This window comes from Kaistella montana, assembly GCF_024436175.1.
Classification (GTDB): Bacteria; Bacteroidota; Bacteroidia; order Flavobacteriales; family Weeksellaceae; genus Kaistella; species Kaistella montana.
Genome location: NZ_JANFQP010000001.1, coordinates 623,022 through 639,804, shown reverse-complemented (window position 1 = coordinate 639,804; position 16,783 = coordinate 623,022). Strand labels below are relative to the sequence as shown.

The window sequence follows — 16,783 nt, the reverse complement described above, 5'->3', positions numbered from 1 at the left end:
TTCTTATTTAAAATTTAAAAACGATTGCTAGTAAATCAGTTTTCGTTTTCAGAATAAATTATTAATTATTTTCTAATTTATTAAGGAATGGATAATCTTCCTGAGCATAAACGTATTCGTACACTTTATCTGCAGTTGGATACGGAGATTGCTCCATAAATTCTACACATTCTTCTACGAATTCTTTTGATTTTTCGTCAAGAGCATTCAACTCATCTTCGGTTGCCCAATTATTGTCAAGAATTCTTTTCTTCACGATCTCGATAGGATCATCTTTTTTATGTTCAGCTACTTCATCCTTAGTTCTATAAGGTTCAGCATCCGACATTGAGTGACCTCTGTAACGATAAGTTCTCGCTTCGATGAAGGTTGGTCCATCTCCTCTTCTTGCTCTCTCGATGGCTTCGTAAGCAGCTTCAGCCACTTTTTCAGGATCCATAGCATCTACAGGTAAACATGGCATTTCATAACCAAGTCCTAATTTGTAGATATCTTCATGGTTTGCGGTTCTTTTTACCGAAGTTCCCATTGCATATTGGTTGTTTTCTACAACGAAAACCACAGGAAGCTTCCAGTTCATGGCCATGTTGAAGGTTTCGTGAAGAGAACCTTGTCGCGCTGCACCATCTCCGAAGAAACAGATATTCACCCCACCAGTTTCGAAATATTTATCAGCAAAAGCGATTCCTGCTCCTAAAGGAATTTGACCGCCCACAATACCGTGACCGCCATAAAATCTTTTTTCTTTGCTGAAAATGTGCATAGAACCACCCATTCCGCCGGATGTTCCGGTTGCTTTACCACAAAGTTCGGCCATGATTCGTTTCGGATCAACTCCCATCGCCATTGGATGTATGTGGCAACGGTAGGCGGTAATCATACTGTCTTTTGTAAGATCCATCGCATGGGTAAAACCTGCGGGAATTGCTTCCTGACCGTTATATAAATGTAAAAATCCTCTGATTTTTTGTTTGAGGTAAAGAGAACGGCATTTGTCTTCAAACCTTCTCCACATCGTCATTTCTTCATACCATTTAAGGTACACTTCTTTTGAAAATTCTTTCATATTTAATCGAAATATTCAGCAAAAATAATAAAAATCTTTGTCTTAAACGTTAGTATATGTTGATAAATATTCATTATTAACAGATAAAAACTTATTTTTGAAACTCTATTTATTTCTATGCTTAAAAGTACACCTCCATTGATAACCGGAATTTCGAAAATTATTTCTAATTTTTTCAATCCACTCACCTCTCTTTTTCTGTATTTTCTGTATTTCAGTTACGAGAATTATTCCGTAAATGAAGCTGCAGCACGGTTTTTACCTATTCTTCTATTGATGATTCTGCCTATTTCCATTTGGATTTTCTGGAATGTGAAAAATGGTAATTATACGAATATGGATGTTTCGAATCGTCAACAACGAAAAAGTCTTTATTTTTTTATAATTGGAGCTATCCTTGTCTATCTTCTGTATGATTTTTTTCTCAATGAAAATACAGATCTGGTCATGGTTTTTCTTATGATTTTACTTTTGGTAATGCAAATAAGCAATTATTTCATCAAAAGCTCCATGCATACCGCTTTCAACCTTTTCGTTGCTGCTTTATTTTTTTCAATCAATCCGAAATTGGGAGTTATATGGTTTTTCATTACTATTCTAGTAGGAATATCCAGAGTTATTCTCAAAAGACACACCATCGAGGAGGTCGTTTCAGGCGCTCTTATCGCTGGTTTCGTATCTTTTATTTATCTTTATACCCATATCCAAATCCACCATTAAAATTATGAAAATAAACCAACTCACCCATGCCGAAGAACTTTTAATGAACATCCTTTGGAAGCTGAATTCCGCTTATATGAAAGATGTTATGGAAGAATATCCCGAACCGAAACCTCACCAAAATACCGTTTCTACTTTTATAAAAATTTTGGTAGAAAAAGAGTTTTTAACCATTGAAAAGGAAGGAAGAATTTTCAAATATACCGTCGCTATTCCTTATGAAGATTATAAAATATTTCGGCTGAAAAGCTTTCTAGAACAATATTTTCAAAATTCTGCGAGTGAATTGCTAAAAACATTACTAGATACAAAAATGCTGGCAAAAGCAGATTTGGACTCACTTTTCGAAACAAAAAAACTTGAAAATGAAAATCCAATTGTCGATTTTATTGACGAAATTACTTCTGATAAAACTTTAAAGAAAAAGGAGAAAAAGAAACAAAAAAAAGGGAAAAAGAAGAAAAAATAATTCCCACTTTCCTTTCTCGACTTCAGCGCATCAGTAAAACATAAAAACACAAATTATGCAAAGTAAAATTCGGAAAATTTTCGCGAAAACCAGTGAAATTTTTCGCCTATATCCTATGATGCTTCTGATGGCTTTCCTTGGAGCAATTTCGCTGATATGTTTTGCTCACGGCGACTTCAATTCCAATAAAAATTATTTCACATTCATTAAATTTTCATTGGTTTCCTGCATGGGAATCTCGCTGATGTTTGCCTTAAAAATGCTTTCTCAAAGAATCGGTAAATCGCTTTTACTCGAAATTGCCGGATTTATATTTTTAGTATGTTTTTATTTCTTACTTCCTGAAAATGAAAAATATTTCACCGAAAAATATGCTTTTTTAATCATTCCAACAGTTATATTATCCCATTTGCTCGTCTCTTTTTCAGCATTTTTGGGCAAACAAAAAGAACTTAATTTTTGGCAATACAATAAAAATTTATTCATTAATATCTTTTTAACGGCAATATTTACGGGAGTTTTAACAGGTGGTGTTGAACTTGCGATTTTGGCAGTGGATAAGCTTTTCGATTTTAATTTTAATCAAAAATATTACGCAGAAACTTTCTATTTTCTTTCCATTTTCGGGAGTTGTCTGATTTTTTTGCTCTTCAGCGAAAAAGGCCTCACCGATTTGGAAAAAGAAAGTGAATATCCTTTGATTCTGAAATTTTTTACGCAATATGTCCTTATTCCGCTACTGATTATCTATTCGATTATTCTCTTTTTTTACTCCGCAAAAATCCTCTTCAATTGGGAATTACCACGCGGTTGGGTTTCCTATTTGGTTTTGGCGTATTCTGTGGTAGGAATTTTAGCACTGCTATTAGTTCATCCCTTAAAAGAGAAATCTACAAAATCTTGGGTGAAAATTTTCTCAAAAATCTTTTATTACACGCTCGTTCCATTGATTGTACTGCTTTTTACAGCGATATTCACCCGAATTTTAGAATACGGCTATACTGAACCACGATATTTCGTTTTGTTGCTTGCTTTGTGGCTCACAGCCGTGGTTTTCTATTTTATTTTCATTAAAAAATCCACGATTAAATTTGTACCGATTAATCTTTTTATTTTCGGATTATTCGCTTTGATTTTTCCTTATTTTAATACTTTTTCGGTTGCAAAGAGAAGTCAGAAAACAGAATTAAAAAATATTTTAGTCCAAAATAATCTCCTCGAAAAAGGAAAGATTGATTTTAACAAAAAAGTTCCGGATACCGTTGCAGAAGAAATTTCCAATAAAATTGAATTTCTGGCAAAACGTGGAGAAAATGAATTTTTATTGAATTTTTTGGATCATAAACAACAGAAAATTTTTTCTAAAAACTTAGCTAAAGCTAACTTTTGGGAACTGAAAAACGATTTCAAAGAAAAGTTTAAAAATATAGAATATTCGGTTTCAAAGAAAAGCGCTCCATCAACTGTGAAAAACATCACTCTCCTTGCGAAAAATTTCAATGCTGATATTTCCGGCTACAAATATCTTTTCAAAGCATACAACTGCAAGGAAAATCATTTTGAATTTGAAAACAATCTCGTGGAATTAAAAATGCCGGTAAGTATGTTTAAATCTGAATTAAACTTGGTTTTCAACGGTAAAAAAACTAATTTGGTTCCAGATTTGAGAAAATTATTTGAGAAATATCCAGATTATGGGGAAATAAAAGTTGATGATTTATTCATCATAAAAACCATCGGAAATTACGAATTCAAAATCATGTTTGATTCGATAATTTTAAGCAAAACTGCTGATAATAAAGACCAATTCCTAATTAATTCGGAATCTGTGTTGATATTAATTAAATAAAAAAAGCGGCTAAAAAGCCGCTTCACTATTTGTAGAAAAATCTTACCAGTTTGAACCGCCACGATTTCCGCCACCGTAACCACCGCCACGGTTTCCTCCACCGTAACCGCCGCCTCCGCTACGATTATTGTCGAAACTTCTTCTTGGTTTGTCTTCTCTTGGTTTAGCTTCAGAAACGTTAAGTTCTTTACCGTCCAATTCTTTTCCGTTTAAAGCTTCGATAGCGTTTTTACCGTCTTCGTCGCTCATTTCTACGAAACCAAATCCTCTGGATCTTCCGGTTTCTCTGTCTGTGATAATTTTAGCAGAAGATACTTCGCCAAATTCTGAAAAAAGGTCTTGCAATGACTCTTCTCTTGTAGAGTAATTGATGTTTGAAACAAAAATGTTCATCATAAAAAAAATTAAAAAAATTAATACTTGTTGAAATTATAAATGAAAGTCAACAAAGGATGAACAAATATTGATTTCGGATATAAAAACGGGTGCAAGATACAATTATAAATCAGAAAAACAACTTTTTTGATATTAATATTAATTAACCTCCTTTCCTTGCGAAGCTTCAAGCAGTTTAAACCAATCTTCTCTTTCTAAATTAATATCAAGGCTTTTTTTGAATCTTCTAATCATTTCCCATCGCGAAGTACCAATTACAGGAAGAATTTTTGAAGGATGCTTCAGAACAAACGCTAAAAGTAATTGATTTTCATCAACATTATATTTTTTACATAATTCCCCTAAAACCAATCTTATTTTACTATTTTGCTCAGATTCTTTTGAAAAATAGTTCCCCAAAACAGACCACGCCATCGGTTGCAAACCTTTTCTCATCAATTGATCCAATGTTCCATCATAAAATGCATCCGTATGATTGATCGAAATTTCAACCTGATTTGTAATCAATGGAAAAGCATCATTAATGAGCTCAAATTGTGAGGTTGAAAAATTAGAAACTCCAAAATGCCTAACTTTTTTTTGTTCTCTTAATTCATCGAAAGCTTCGCCAATTTCTAGAGGATTCATCAGCGGAGAAGGCCGATGCAACAACAAAAGATCCAAATAATCGGTTTGCAAATTTTCTAAACTTTTTTCCACCGAATTCATGATATGTTCTTTCGAATAATTATAAGATTTTATCTTGTAATTTCGATTTTCGCATGGCATTTCGATTCCACATTTAGAAATCAACTGCACTTCTTCCCTATTGATTTTCATCTGAGAAAGTGCATCACCAAAGAGTTTTTCTGTTGTATAATCTCCATAAATATCTGCATGATCGAAAGTGTACAAACCTTCTTCCATAGAAGTTTCGATGAGTTTCTGAACTTCTTTTTCGGAATGATTTGCGCCCCAAATTCCCCAACGCATGGTTCCTATAATAATAGGTGAAAATGTCATAATGCTATATTCTTCGTCAAAAATAGATATTAAAAAGAAATTTTAATTAATAAAAACTCATATTTTCAGCTTAATATTTCTAAGTTTCAACAAAAAACAATTGATATTCAAACTCATTCTGAAACATTCTATAATCAGGTATATAAGAGAAAAAAAATATTTTATTCATTTAAATATGAATGAAATATAACCATTATTTAATTCAAATTTAAAATCAGTGTAACCTTTTTGTATTTTGAATCGTATAATCTATTGCAGTCCTAAAGTGGACAGGTTTTAATACATGAGACAATTAAAAATTACCAAGCAGGTTACCAACAGAGAAACCGCTTCACTCGACAAGTATCTACAGGAAATTGGTAAAGTGGATCTAATCACTGCCGATGAAGAAGTAGATTTGGCACAAAAAATTCGCGCAGGCGACAGAGTTGCCCTTGAAAAACTAATTAAAGCCAACTTACGTTTCGTGGTTTCCGTTTCGAAACAATACCAAAACCAGGGACTTTCCCTACCCGATTTGATCAACGAAGGGAATCTTGGTTTGATGAAAGCTGCGAAAAGGTATGATGAAACTAGAGGTTTTAAATTTATTTCTTACGCCGTTTGGTGGATTCGTCAATCGATTTTGCAAGCTTTGGCTGAGCAATCGAGAATTGTAAGATTGCCTTTAAATAAAATTGGTTCAATTAATAAAATCAACAAAGCGTACGCACACCTCGAGCAAGAAAACGAAAGACCACCTTCTCCGGAAGAATTGGCTGAAGTTCTCGATATGAGCGAAGACGACATCAAAGAATCAATGAAAAACTCCGGAAGACACTTGTCGATGGATGCACCGTTGGTTGAAGGTGAAGATTCGAATTTATACGACGTTTTGCGTTCTGGCGAATCACCAAGTCCAGATAAAGATTTGATGTTGGAATCACTTCAAATCGAAATCGAAAGAGCGTTGCAAACTTTAACGCCACGTGAAGCCGATTTGGTACGTTTGTATTTCGGTTTGAACGGAAAACATCCAATGACTTTAGAAGAAATCGGTGAAACCTTCGATCTTACAAGAGAAAGAGTTCGTCAGATTAAAGAAAAAGCAATCAAACGCTTGAAACATAATACTAGAAGCAAGATTTTGAAATCTTATTTAGGGAAATAATTACACAAAAAGCAAAAGAAAAGGAACTCGATTTGAGTTCCTTTTTTTATGAGGTCTGAAAATTCTTCCTTGCCAATTCTTTTCTCACACGACTCAAACTTTCCGGCGTAATTCCTAAGTAACTTGCCACCATCCATTGCGGAACACGCAACAAAATATCGGGATACATTTTGATGAAATTCATATAACGTTCTTCCGCAGTTTCTGCCAAAAGCGAATTCACGCGATTCTGCAAATTTCGGATGTGTTTTTGCAAAAGCAAATCGTTTTTTTCAGCAGTTTTCGGGAAATGCAAAGACATATTTTTAAAAAAATCATTTTTTAATAATAGTATTTCAGATTCTTCCACCGCTTCAATATAATATTTCGATTTTTCATTAAAATAAAGCGAACTTCTATCTGAAATCAACCATTTTTCTGGCGCAAATTGTATGATGTGTTCTTTCCCATTTTTATCGATTGAAAACATTCTCAACAAGCCTTTTTCCACGAAATAAGTAGAATTGCATACTTCCCCTTCCTTCAGCAGAAATTCATTCTTAGCCACGCTTTTGCTTTCATAAAAACTGCTGCATTGGGTAACTTCGTTTTTCGGAATTTCTAAAATTTCAGATAAATAAGTTTCGATATTTTCCATGCAAAAAATTCAAATTTAAGTTAAAGATAAAGAAATACTTTGATGAGAAGCATGATTCACCACCACTCCATTTTCCAGAACAATCAGTTGCGGACTTTGGTGCGTTACTCCCAAATCATCGGCAATTTTATTCGATAAATCCCTGTGCGCGAGCAAATCTAAAAAATAAAATTCTACGTTTTTATCAGAATTTTCAACTTTTTTTTCGAAATTTTTCAAAACTGTTTTGCTGATAAAACATCTCGTAGAATGTTTGAAAATCGCAACTTTTTTTTCTACAGAAGCTGCAATTGCTTGGTTTAAATCTTCCTCAGATTCGATATATTTCCAAAATTCTGGAGAAGGTATTTCTTCCTCCGAACTTCCAAAGATTTTATTAAAAAAACTCATACTCCAAATTGTTTTAAATGATGATGAAGGTGTTTATATTCCATAAAACCCCAATCTTGTTGCGACATTTTCCCGAAAAGCGGATGCTCCGAAAGCAGATTATTCTTCAATCCTTTCGCTACAAACTCGTCGAGTGTCGCCAATAGTTGCTCTTTTGATTTTTCAAAATTACAGTTTTCTGAAGTAATTACCTGTGCAAAAGTCGGCATATTTGGCGGAATTCCATTATTGAAAATTTTCATTTCAAATTTGGTGAACATTCCGATCCATTTTATTCCAGGAAAAATTTTGGGCAAAATTATTTTACCGAGCCCGATTTGGAGAATTTTATCGCAATGACGAAACATTTGTGCCACGTTCATTTTCCCCCATTTCCTTTCAGATTGTGAAGTGATTTTTGAAATCCTAAATTTTATTTCTTCTAAATCCGACGGATTGAAAAGCGATTTTTTGGCTACCAACCTTTCTCTTTTTTTAGATTTTCAATATGCGCAAAATGATGATTGCAATGCCAAGCGTATAACGCAAGGAGACTACTCAAACTGATGCTTTTTTGAAGTTCCGGATGATAAAAACTCCTGCTAAACTCTTTATTAGTCATCGTTTTAAGCAAATGAGTCCATCGCGAATGCAACCCTTCCAAAATAAGAAGTGCAGAGCTTATGGGTTCGCTGCGGCTATCCTGCAACTCCGCCCATTTGGCTTCCTCATAAGTTTTTATCGTTGGATTATCTTCCGTTAAAGCCAATTTAAAGCGAATGATGCTGTTCATATGACTATCCGCAAGATGATTCACGAGTTGTCGAACCGTCCAACCTCCCGATCGGTATTGAGTTTCCAGCATATCGTCGGTCCAGTTTTCCAGTAGTTTTTTTAATTTTTGAGGAAATTTCTTCAAAGTCTCAATATGAAGATCTATTTCTGCATCGGATATGTTTTCCGGCCACTGAAAAGTTCCGATTGGATATTTTTTTTGTTCTAAATTGTCCATTTTATTATGCATTTTGCCGATTTGGCTGATAAATGATTTTGGCTGAAAATTTGACTTTTAGTTTTGTAAATTTACCTAAAAAATATACGATTCTATTCTTTTAATACAATTTAACTTATGAAAAAAGCACTGATAATAGTAGATGTACAAAACGATTTTTGCGAAGGCGGCGCACTTGCAGTTCCGGGAGCCAACGAGATTATCCCCTACATCAACCTTCTGATGGAAGAAAACGAATACGACCAAATTGTCCTCACCCAAGATTGGCATCCTGCAGATCATAAAAGTTTTGCCTCCAACAATGGAAAAAAAGTGGGCGAAACCATTATTTTGAACGGAATTCCACAATTTATGTGGCCGGATCATTGTGTACAAGGAAGTTTCGGGGCAGAATTTCATAAAGATTTAAACAGAGAAAAAGTTACCCACATCGTTCAAAAAGGAAAAAATTCAGAGTTCGACAGCTACAGCGGTTTCCAGGATAACAACCATTTCGTGAAAACCGGTTTGGATGATTTCTTAAAATATCACGATATCCAATTGCTTGAAATTGTAGGACTTGCTTTGGATTATTGCGTGAAATACACGTGTTTGGATGCGGCAAACCTTGGATATGTTACGTGTCTGCATTTCAACGGAACGCGTGCTGTAAACGTAAAACCTGACAACGGAAAAGATGCGATCTTTGAAATGCTGCAAAATACCGTGACGGTTTTAGGATAGATGATGAATGATGAATGATGAATGATGAATGATGAATGATCAATTAAAACTCAATGAAACTTCCCATTAATTTGTGGAAGTTTTTTTGTTTTAAAATCTTTATTTTTATCAAAATTTTCAGGTTGAAAAAAATATTTTTTCTTGTTTTTATTTCCATTTTAAGTTCCTGTGTTTCCGTAAAAAAGCACAACGAAAAACGTGAAACTCCCGTCTCTGCTGAAAAGTTGAAGCAAGACGTTGATCACGCCTACAACAAACTTCAGAAACTTCATCCCAATCTGTATTGGTACATTTCAAAGGATTCTCTTGATTTTAAATTTGACAGTTTAAAGACCACCATCAGCAAACCTTTAAAACCCAATGAATTTTACCAAAAATTGGCACCTGTTATAGCAAAAATTCGTGAAGGACATTTAAGGCTTTATCCTTTTGAAAAGCGGTTGACAAAGAAAGAAATCAGAGATTTGAAAAATCAAAAAGGTTTGTTGAGCCGCTATAATTTTGTGTTGGATGGTGACCGAGTTTTCGTGAAAGATAATACGGACAAAATTCCCAATATGGCAATGGGAACAGAAATTTTAAAGATTAAAGATATTCCCATCAAAGACCTACTCGAAAAATACAGACCATTTGTAAACAGCGACGGCTACAACAAAACGTTTTTGAAATATTCGCTTGAAAGAAGATGGCCCTCCTTTTTCACCGCCGAATTTGGAATTCTTGACAGCGTAAAAGTGGAAACCAAAATTAATAATGAAGTAAAAACATTCTATTTGAATCGAGAAAAAGTCAGCAAAGAAGAAAAGAAAAAGGAAGAAACCGCCAACAAAAAACTCACAAAAAGCGAGACCGGAAAAGTAAAAGATTACAATATTCTGACAAAAAGCTACAACCGTGATTTGCAATTTCCCACGAAAGACAGCACGATTGCATATATGAAAATCAAGACTTTTTCGGGAACATATAGCAGAAAATTCTACAAACAAAGTTTTGCCACACTGAAAAAATCACCTGCAAAATATCTGATTATCGACATTCGCGATAATTTGGGTGGATCGCTTTATGAAATTAACAATCTGTATTCGTATTTGGTTTCCGACGAGTTTAGATTCATCAATGATATTGAGGTAACTTCGCGTTCAGCAATGTTTCAAGCGGATTATTTGGCTAACTTTCCGATTTTGGTTAAACCTTTAGCGATTATCGTCTATCCATTTTATCTCGTCGGAACGGCACTTTCCACGAAAAAAGTAAATGACAAAATTTATTTAAAAAACAACGGAATTTTCGCTTTGAAAAAACCCAAGAGAAATAACTTTAAAGGAAAAGTTTACGTTCTAATTAACGGAAGCAGTTTTTCAGCAGCATCCATTCTCCCATCTAAATTAAAAGACGAGAAAAGGGCGTTTTTAGTGGGCGAAGAAACAGGCGGAGCAAATGACGGAACCGTTGCAGGGCGCTACTCCACTGAAAAACTAAAAAATTCAAAACTCTATCTTCCGATTGGATTAATGCTCATTCAGCCCAATATTAAGTTTACCCACACCAAAAAAGGAGTTGTTCCCGATAAAGAAATAATCCCAACTTTGGAAGAAATTTTGCAGAAAAAAGATGTGCAGTTGGATTGGGCGATGGCAGAAATTAACAAAGAGAATCCTTCAAGGTTTTAAAAACCTTGAAGGATTTTTCTAGAATCTAAAACTCAAATATAAATCCGAAGTATGGCAACGGCGTATTTTTATCAGCACTTCCTGTTTCCAACACATAATATTGCTGATTTTGCGGTGCATTTGGATTGGCGATAATTCCGTTATCCGAAGCATCTCTTTGGAGATTGACCACCGGTAAATTGCTTGCGCTTTTCGAGCCGTAAACATTAACTACATCAACATAAGTCGTGAATTGCCATTTTTTGAAAATCCATTTTTTCTCGGCTCTGATGTCCAATTGATGGGCGACATTTCCTCGCAAAGAATTCAGTTGTGTAAAATCTTGAACCGGACCGTTGGCAACATTCCAAATATTTACCAAAGCGCTTCTTTGCAAATCATACGGTGTTTCCGGAAGTCCGGATTGCAGTCGAAATCTTGCACCCAAATTCCAATTTCTTTTGAAATATTTTCCAGTGGTCATCGTTAAAATGTGTCTGGAATCCCAACTTGACGGTAATAAATTTCCGGCTGAATCGGAGAATTTTGAAAACCCGAAAGTGTAGGCAACAATTCCGTAGAAATTGTTCAAAGTTCGTTTTTGAGCCAAAAATTCCAAACCAAACGTTTCGCCAAAACCTCTGGAATCCAAAGGTTCGTTACCAACCACACCGAAATCTCCACCGATATTTGCCAATGAAATTTGATTACGCAACGAGAACGGATAATTTTTGTATTTTTTGTAATAACCTTCCAAAGTGAAACGCAGATTGTCTTTTCCATTAAATTCTAAACCTCCGACAAAATGCGTGTTTTGAATGTATTTTAATGAATTTTTATTCACTAAATTATTGTTCAACTGAAAACCTAAACTTGTATAAGCCGGAAGTTGATAATAAATTCCGGTATTGAAATTCGCTGCCCAATTTTCGGCAAATTTGTAATTCAAAGAAAATCTTGGAGAAAACTGTTCAAAAGGATTGCTAGTCAAATCAGAATAATTGCTGCCATCAATTCTGGCTCCAACAGAAAGTTGCATTTTATCTTCTAAAAATTTCTTGGCGGTTTGAAGATATAAACCGTACTGAACAAGATTCAATTCCGAAGAAATTTGGTCAAAATCTATGGTGTTTTGATTGACTTGTTTGATGGTAGAATTGTTAGAATATTTCGCAAAATTCACATTGGTTCCTGCGCTGAACTGATAATCATTAACCTTGAAATTTCGGTCGATTCTCACTTTATTTTCGGCTTCACGAGATTGATAATCGTAAAGCAAATTTTGTGGCGTTTCAATATTTCTGTAATATTTTATGGCTTGATTGTCGAGCATATTTCTGCTCCAGGTAAAAAGCCAATTCCCGTTTTCCACCAAATGTCGGTAACCTGCCCCAACCGTGTAATTCCATTGCGGCGAGTTCGGAAGTCGGTCAATTAAGGTTAAATTAGACAGCGTTTTTTTCGCATTGTCGTTAAATTCAAATTTATCAATCGCACCCAAACCAATAAAATACAGTTCGTCACCACTTTTATATTTTTTTGAAATTTTGAAAGTCGTATCGTAATAACTCGGCAAAAATGGCAAACCAATTCCTTTAAAAAGCAACTGCAAATTGGATTTTCTCACGGAAAAAAGTCCGCTCCAGCTTTGATCTTTGGAAAGTGGACCATCCACCATCAACTGCATATCGTCCAAACCTAAAACCGCTTTGTAACCAAGTTTGTCTTTCCTTGCCTGTTTCAAATTGAATTCAAAAAGTGAGGATAAAACGTCGTTTCTTTTCGCCGGAAAAGCGCCGCTGTAAAAATCGACATCTTTGATAAAATCCACCGTAATAATTCCGCGAGGACCACCGGAAGCGCCCTGAGTTTGAAAGTGATTGATAACGGGAACTTCAATTCCGTCAATATAAAATTTATTTTCTGCCGAACTTCCACCTCTGATAAAAAGGTCATTTCTAAAAGTTGCGGTACTTCCAACGCCCGGAAAACTTAGAATCGCTTTGGAAACATCTCGGTTGGAACCTGCGTTTTTCTGAACTTCTTCTGAAGTTATGTTTCGTAATGAAACCGGACTTTCCGCCGTGGTTTTGTATGCTTTCCGTGTAATTGTAACCTCCTGAATGTCGGTTGCAAATTTCGTTAATCCCACCGAAAAAGTAAGATTCTGGTTAGGAACTACGTTGATTTCATTCAGATAGCTGGGGCTGTAACCCTCCGAAACAATTTCAAATGTATAAGTACCCGAACTGATGTCTGAAATTAAAATATTTCCTGTTCCGGAAAACTGCTCCTCATTTCCGCCCAAAATTTTTACGGTTGCAGTGAGCGGTTTTTTACTGAAATCATCAAAAACATTAATATTGATACTCCCAACCTGGCTGTAAAGCGATAAAGAACTGATGAAAAAAAGAAGGATAAGTTTAAATTTCATGGTTTTAAAAATTTTTGCAATTTACAAATAAACGTCCCTTTGAAAGGGACGCTTATCAAACATTAACATTTAAAATATACAAACTACTATGGTAAAAGAACTTTGTCTATGGCATGAATAACACCGTTGCTGCACTGCACATCTGTAGCGATTACATTCGAGACTCTGTTATTGGCATCGGTAATTTTTACACCGCCCGTGGTGGTAATGTTGAAAGTACCACCCTGAAATGTAGTAACATTCATATTATTGGTAATATCAGTTGATAATACATTTGCACCGGCAACAACGTGATATTTTAGGACATTTTCTAAAGTTGATGTAGGCACTGCACCAAGATTAGGAAGACTTAACTCTGTTAGCAGCGAAGTAAACGCTGCATTTGTAGGAGCAAAAACAGTAAATGGTGAGTTGGTGGTCCCACTTAATATAGCCGCAAAATTAGGCATGTCACTTCTGGTAAGTGCGGTGACAAGAGAAGAAAAATTAGGATTTGCTAAAGCGTGAGTTACAACTGTTGGCAGACCAATTACTTTATCAACTTTGTGAATTACTCCATTGCTAGCATTAATGTCAGTTTTGGTAACGGTAGAAATTCCGTTGATTTTAACACCAGATGTTGTGTCAATGTACATACTTAAATTCTTTGCAGAAGAGGCATTACCTTTCGCTAAAGTAGAAACATAGCCTGTGGTTACCTGCGCTGCCATTACTTTTGATGCGAGTACATGGTTTAAAAGAATTTCTTTTAGTGCTGCGGTAGGAACATCATTCAGGCTTGCAAAACCGTTATCGGTAAGAAATTGTGTAAAAGCTGCATTTGATGGTGCAAATACGGTAAAATTACCCGACGCACTTAAAGTAGAGGCTAATCCAGCTTTATCAATTGCGGCTTTCAGATTAGAAAGATCCGAGTCTGCTGAGGCAAGTTCATAAATACTTTTTGGTGTTTGCATATCGTCTCTGGTTTCTTCACAGGAAGTTAACAGTAGACCGAAGAAAAACAAAAGTGCTGAGAGCTTAAATAAATTTTTCATAATAATATATTTTTTGTTGTAGTAATAATTAGACAAATATAATACCAATTAATTAAAATTAGTATAGAAATAGACTATTAAGTTTATTGATAAAATTTCAACAAAAAAACACCTCAAAATTGAGGTGCAAAGATTACTTAAGAAATTACTAAAGAAGTTTATCGTCAACTAGATTCGGCAACGTCACTTTCAAATTCGGCTCCACTTCCATCGCTCTTTTTATGGCGAAAATGGCACCTTCGTTTCTTGCCCAACTGCGGCGCGAAATTCCGTTATTCACATCCCAGAAAAGCATCGATTTTAATCTTCTGTCAGCATCGTCGCTTCCGTCGAGGAGCATTCCGAAACCACCATTGATTACTTCTCCCCAACCAACGCCGCCGCCGTTGTGAATCGAAACCCAGGTCGCCCCGCGGAAACTGTCACCAATGACATTCTGAATCGCCATATCCGCCGTGAAACGCGAACCATCATAGATATTGGAAGTCTCACGATATGGCGAGTCCGTGCCGGAAACATCGTGGTGATCGCGCCCAAGAACGACCGGACCAATTTCTCGGTTGGCAATGGCTTTGTTGAAAGCTTCCGCGATTTTCATTCGGCCTTCCGCGTCTGCGTAAAGGATTCTCGCCTGCGAACCTACAACCAAACAATTTTCCTGCGCACCTTTGATCCATTTGATATTATCTGCCATTTGTTGTTGAATCTCCGCTGGAGAATTATTCATTAATTCTTCCAAAACTTGCGTCGCAATTTCGTCAGTTTTCTGCAAATCTTCCGGTTTTCCGCTCGCACAGACCCAACGGAAAGGCCCGAAACCATAATCAAAACACATGGGCCCCATAATATCCTGAACATAACTTGGGAATTTAAACTCTCTTCCCAATGTTGGATTTTCGGTCATTACATCGGCTCCGGCGCGACTGGCTTCCAACAAAAATGCATTACCGTAATCGAAGAAATACGTTCCTTTTTCGGTGTGTTTGTTGATGGCTGCGGCGTGTCTTCTCAAGGTTTCCTGAACTTTTTCTTTAAATAATTCAGGATTTTCCGCCATCATTTTATTGGATTCTTCAAATGAAATCCCAATCGGATAATAACCTCCAGCCCACGGATTGTGCAGCGAAGTTTGGTCAGAACCGATGTCGATTCTTAGATTTTCCTGATCAAATTTTTCCCAAACATCCACCACATTTCCGAGATAAGCGAGGGAAACGGTTTCTTTATTTTCTTGCGCATTTCTTACTCTTGCTACCAATTCATCGAGGTTTTCATGAATTTCATTGACCCATTTTTGATCGTGACGGATTTTGGTAATCTTCGGATTCACTTCTGCACAAACGGTTAAGCAACCTGCGATATTCCCCGCTTTCGGCTGTGCGCCGGACATTCCGCCCAATCCGGAAGTGACGAATAATCCTCCTTTTGGTTCTTTTTTAATTTTTCTAAAAGCATTTAAAACGGTAATCGTGGTTCCGTGAACAATTCCCTGCGGACCGATGTACATGTAACTTCCGGCGGTCATTTGCCCGTACTGCGAAACGCCTAAAGCATTAAATTTCTCCCAATCATCGGGTTTAGAATAATTTGGAATCACCATTCCGTTGGTTACGACAACTCTTGGTGCGTCTTTATGCGACGGGAAAAGTCCCATCGGATGCCCGGAATACATTACCAAAGTTTGTTCGTCCGACATTTCCGAGAGATATTTCATCGTCAGAAGATACTGCGCCCAATTGGAAAAAACCGCTCCGTTTCCACCGTAAGTTATCAATTCGTGGGGATGTTGTGCCACGGCATAATCTAAGTTATTTTGAATCATCAGCATAATCGCCTTGGCTTGTTCAGATTTTCCCGGATATTCTGCAATGTCTCTCGCTTTCATCTCGTAATCCGGACGGAAACGGTACATGTAAATTCTTCCGAACTTCTCCAGTTCTTCCTTAAATTCCGGTAATAATTCCGCATGAAACTTTGGTTCGAAATAACGTAAAGCGTTTTTCAATGCGAGTTTTTTCTCTTCATCTGAAAGGATTTCTTTACGTTTCGGTGCGTGGTTGATATCGGTTTCGTAGGGTTTTGGTTGCGGAAGTTCGTTAGGAATTCCTTGCTGTATTTGCTGTTGAAAAGTCATTGCTTTGTTGATCGTTATTGGTTGATAGTTGTTGGCTCTTTTGTGGTTTTAAAGATATTTAAAATGAAAAATATATTCCTAAAAAATTAAAATATTTTTTTTCAAAGGTTTTCCTGCATTAATTTGAAAGATTCAT

Annotated in this window: 16 protein-coding genes; 6 read left to right on the top strand and 10 right to left on the bottom strand. The window is 35.9% G+C overall.

What is annotated here, in order from left to right; all coding sequences use genetic code 11:
* Positions 1-61 precede the first annotated feature (61 nt).
* Positions 62-1,066 carry a pyruvate dehydrogenase (acetyl-transferring) E1 component subunit alpha gene (gene pdhA / locus NOV28_RS03060; protein ID WP_255927450.1) on the bottom strand — a complete coding sequence of 335 codons (1,005 nt, stop codon included), beginning with the start codon at positions 1,064-1,066 and terminating at the stop codon, positions 62-64.
* Between the two features lie 117 nt (positions 1,067-1,183).
* Here pdhA and NOV28_RS03055 point away from each other — a divergent pair, with 117 nt between their 5' ends.
* The 3 genes from NOV28_RS03055 to NOV28_RS03045 are packed head-to-tail and all read left to right on the top strand — an operon-like array spanning position 1,184 to position 4,104.
* Positions 1,184-1,786, top strand: coding sequence for a phosphatase PAP2 family protein (locus NOV28_RS03055; RefSeq protein WP_255927448.1), 603 nt, complete (start codon positions 1,184-1,186; stop codon positions 1,784-1,786).
* 4 nt (positions 1,787-1,790) lie between these two features.
* Positions 1,791-2,255 (top strand): BlaI/MecI/CopY family transcriptional regulator, encoded by a 465-nt coding sequence (locus NOV28_RS03050; protein ID WP_255927446.1) that lies wholly within the window; start codon positions 1,791-1,793, stop codon positions 2,253-2,255.
* 55 nt (positions 2,256-2,310) lie between these two features.
* Entirely contained in the window at positions 2,311-4,104 is a 1,794-nt protein-coding gene (locus NOV28_RS03045; RefSeq protein WP_255927444.1) for a DUF4153 domain-containing protein, read from the top strand.
* Between the two features lie 42 nt (positions 4,105-4,146).
* Here the strand turns inward: NOV28_RS03045 and rbp are convergent, their stop codons facing one another.
* Together rbp and NOV28_RS03035 are read right to left on the bottom strand one after the other, a co-directional pair.
* Positions 4,147-4,497: an RNA-binding regulator gene (gene rbp / locus NOV28_RS03040; RefSeq protein WP_255928685.1), complete on the bottom strand. Its 351-nt coding sequence runs from the start codon at positions 4,495-4,497 to the stop codon at positions 4,147-4,149.
* Between the two features lie 141 nt (positions 4,498-4,638).
* Positions 4,639-5,502: an aldo/keto reductase gene (locus NOV28_RS03035; protein ID WP_255927442.1), complete on the bottom strand. Its 864-nt coding sequence runs from the start codon at positions 5,500-5,502 to the stop codon at positions 4,639-4,641.
* 283 nt (positions 5,503-5,785) lie between these two features.
* Between NOV28_RS03035 and NOV28_RS03030 the strand changes: the two genes are divergently transcribed.
* A complete protein-coding gene (locus NOV28_RS03030) occupies positions 5,786-6,652 on the top strand; it encodes a sigma-70 family RNA polymerase sigma factor (protein ID WP_039354162.1) in 867 nt (288 codons plus the stop codon).
* A gap of 46 nt (positions 6,653-6,698) precedes the next feature.
* Here NOV28_RS03030 and NOV28_RS03025 read toward each other — a convergent pair whose 3' ends face one another.
* Genes NOV28_RS03025 through NOV28_RS03010 form a run of 4 tightly spaced genes read right to left on the bottom strand, consistent with a single transcriptional unit; the run spans position 6,699 to position 8,670 of the window.
* The gene (locus NOV28_RS03025) at positions 6,699-7,289 is read right to left on the bottom strand and encodes a Crp/Fnr family transcriptional regulator (RefSeq protein ID WP_255927432.1); all 591 of its coding nucleotides are present in this window, start codon (positions 7,287-7,289) and stop codon (positions 6,699-6,701) included.
* Positions 7,290-7,304: 15 nt separating this feature from the next.
* Entirely contained in the window at positions 7,305-7,679 is a 375-nt protein-coding gene (ytxJ, locus tag NOV28_RS03020; RefSeq protein ID WP_255927430.1) for a bacillithiol system redox-active protein YtxJ, read from the bottom strand.
* Positions 7,676-8,140: a DUF1569 domain-containing protein gene (locus tag NOV28_RS03015; protein ID WP_255927428.1), complete on the bottom strand. Its 465-nt coding sequence runs from the start codon at positions 8,138-8,140 to the stop codon at positions 7,676-7,678. Before NOV28_RS03015 ends, ytxJ begins: the two co-directional genes overlap by 4 nt.
* Positions 8,134-8,670 carry a YfiT family bacillithiol transferase gene (locus NOV28_RS03010; RefSeq protein ID WP_255927425.1) on the bottom strand — a complete coding sequence of 179 codons (537 nt, stop codon included), beginning with the start codon at positions 8,668-8,670 and terminating at the stop codon, positions 8,134-8,136. Before NOV28_RS03010 ends, NOV28_RS03015 begins: the two co-directional genes overlap by 7 nt.
* Before the next feature lie 117 nt (positions 8,671-8,787).
* On the opposite strand from NOV28_RS03010, the gene pncA reads away from it, so the two are divergent.
* Both pncA and NOV28_RS03000 read left to right on the top strand, forming a co-directional pair.
* Positions 8,788-9,393 (top strand): bifunctional nicotinamidase/pyrazinamidase, encoded by a 606-nt coding sequence (gene pncA / locus NOV28_RS03005; protein WP_255927423.1) that lies wholly within the window; start codon positions 8,788-8,790, stop codon positions 9,391-9,393.
* A 122-nt stretch (positions 9,394-9,515) separates the two neighbouring features.
* Positions 9,516-11,063: a S41 family peptidase gene (locus tag NOV28_RS03000; protein ID WP_255927421.1), complete on the top strand. Its 1,548-nt coding sequence runs from the start codon at positions 9,516-9,518 to the stop codon at positions 11,061-11,063.
* A gap of 25 nt (positions 11,064-11,088) precedes the next feature.
* Here NOV28_RS03000 and NOV28_RS02995 read toward each other — a convergent pair whose 3' ends face one another.
* The 3 genes from NOV28_RS02995 to hutU all read right to left on the bottom strand — a co-directional run bounded on the left by NOV28_RS02995 (position 11,089) and on the right by hutU (position 16,647).
* Positions 11,089-13,476, bottom strand: coding sequence for a TonB-dependent receptor plug domain-containing protein (locus NOV28_RS02995; RefSeq protein WP_255927419.1), 2,388 nt, complete (start codon positions 13,474-13,476; stop codon positions 11,089-11,091).
* A gap of 86 nt (positions 13,477-13,562) precedes the next feature.
* Positions 13,563-14,513 (bottom strand): fasciclin domain-containing protein, encoded by a 951-nt coding sequence (locus tag NOV28_RS02990; RefSeq protein WP_255927417.1) that lies wholly within the window; start codon positions 14,511-14,513, stop codon positions 13,563-13,565.
* Positions 14,514-14,661: 148 nt separating this feature from the next.
* Entirely contained in the window at positions 14,662-16,647 is a 1,986-nt protein-coding gene (hutU, locus tag NOV28_RS02985) for a urocanate hydratase (protein WP_255927415.1), read from the bottom strand.
* Between the last annotated feature and the right edge of the window lie 136 nt (positions 16,648-16,783).